Here is a 1,794-nt window from a genome sequence, read left to right as displayed (position 1 = left end):
CCCCGACACCGACCGACCCGCCACCGTGCCCCGACCCGACTCACCCACCGCCAACCCCGACAACCCCGCCAACAAACCCTCACGATCAGAAGCGGTGACGACAGCGCGGTGTTCCAGGTGGGCCCGGGTGGTCGCGGCCGAGAACGCCGTGTCCAGGACGTCGAGTTCCGGGCGCGCGAGCAGGTGTTCGCGCAGTCGGCCCGCCTGGGCCCGCAGCGCCACCTCGTCCTTCGCCGACACCAACACCGGTATTGCGGGAAGGCTCTTCTCGGGCTGCTGCTCGGACTCCTCGGCGGCTGTCGGGGCCTCCTCCAGGATCATGTGGGCGTTCGTGCCGGAGACACCGAAAGACGACACGGCCGCGCGGCGAGGACGGCCCGGGTCGTTCCAGGGCTGTGCCGCGGTCAGGAGCCTCACCGCGCCCGACTCCCAGTCCACGTGCGAGGACGGCGCGTCCACGTGCAGGGTGGCGGGGAGTTCGCGGTGCCGTAGCGCCTGGACCATCTTGATGACGCCGGCCACGCCGGCGGCGGCGGAGGAGTGACCGATGTTCGACTTGATCGAGCCCAGCCACAACGGCCGCTCCGTGTTGCGGTCCTGGCCGTACGTGGCCAGCAGCGCCTGCGCTTCGATCGGGTCGCCGAGCCGGGTTCCCGTGCCGTGACCCTCCACCGCATCGACCTGGTCGGGCCGTAGACCTGCCGCGGACAGTGCCGTACGGATCACGCGCTCCTGCGACGGGCCGCTGGGCGCGGTCAGGCCGTTGGAGGCTCCGTCCTGGTTGACCGCGCTGCCCCGGATGATGGCCAGCACCTGGTGCCCGAGACGTTGGGCGTCCGACAGGCGTTCCATTACGACGAGGCCGACGCCGTCGGAGAAGCCGGTGCCGTCCGCGCCCGCGGCGTAGGAGCGGCAGCGGCCGTCGGGCGACAGGCCGCGCTGGCGGGAGAACTCGACCAGCAGGAAGGGGCCCGACATCACGGTCGCCCCGCCGGCCAGGGCCAGGGAGCACTCGCCGTTGCGCAGTGCCTGTGCGGCCAGGTGCATCGCCACGAGGGACGACGAGCATGCCGTGTCCACCGACACCGCCGGACCCTGCAGCCCGAACGTGTAACTCAACCGCCCCGAGACCACGCTCGTCGTGCTACCGGTCAGGCGGAAACCTTCCATCTCCGGCGTCGCCCCGTTGCCGTACTCGGAGGCAACCACCCCGCAGAACACTCCGGTGTCACTACCACGCAGTGAACCCGGGTCGATCCCGGCGTCCTCCAACGCCTCCCACGCGCCCTCCAGCAGCAACCGCTGCTGCGGGTCCATCGCCAACGCCTCCCGCGGACTGATCCCGAAGAACCCCGCATCGAAGTCACCCGCACCGTCCAGATAACCGCCGCCCCGCGCGTACACCGTGCCGGACTGTTCCGGATCCGGGTTGTACAACCGCTCCAGATCCCAGCCACGATCGTCCGGCAGCCCCGAGATCGCGTCCCGACCCGAAGCCACCAACTCCCACAACTGCTCCGGCGACGACACACCACCCGGATACCGGCACGCCATACCCACAATCGCCAACGGCTCGTCCACATCAGCCCGCCGCCGCGCCGGAACCCGTACGACCGGCGCCTTACCAACACCCGCACCCGCTACCTGCGTCACCAGGAACTTCGCCACGGCGGCTGCGGTCGGGTGATCGAACACCAACGTCGCCGGCAGTTTGAGGCCGGTCGCCTGAGCGAGCCGGTTGCGCAGCTCGACCGAGGACAGCGAGTCGAAGCCGAGTTCCTTGAACGCCCGCCC

The 1,794-nt window shown here is 70.5% G+C and carries 1 protein-coding gene; it reads right to left on the bottom strand.

All coding sequences use genetic code 11. The annotated features are described in order from the left end of the window. The coding region (locus tag ABZT04_RS45900; protein WP_356066682.1) for a beta-ketoacyl synthase N-terminal-like domain-containing protein at nucleotides 1-1,794 on the bottom strand (1,794 nt) is incomplete at both ends.

The sequence above is a fragment of the Streptomyces sp. NPDC005492 genome (assembly GCF_040605995.1).
In the GTDB taxonomy this organism is placed as follows: Bacteria; Actinomycetota; Actinomycetes; order Streptomycetales; family Streptomycetaceae; genus Streptomyces.
The sequence above is the reverse complement of the archived record's forward strand: the minus strand, read 5'-3'. Positions and strand labels throughout refer to the sequence as shown.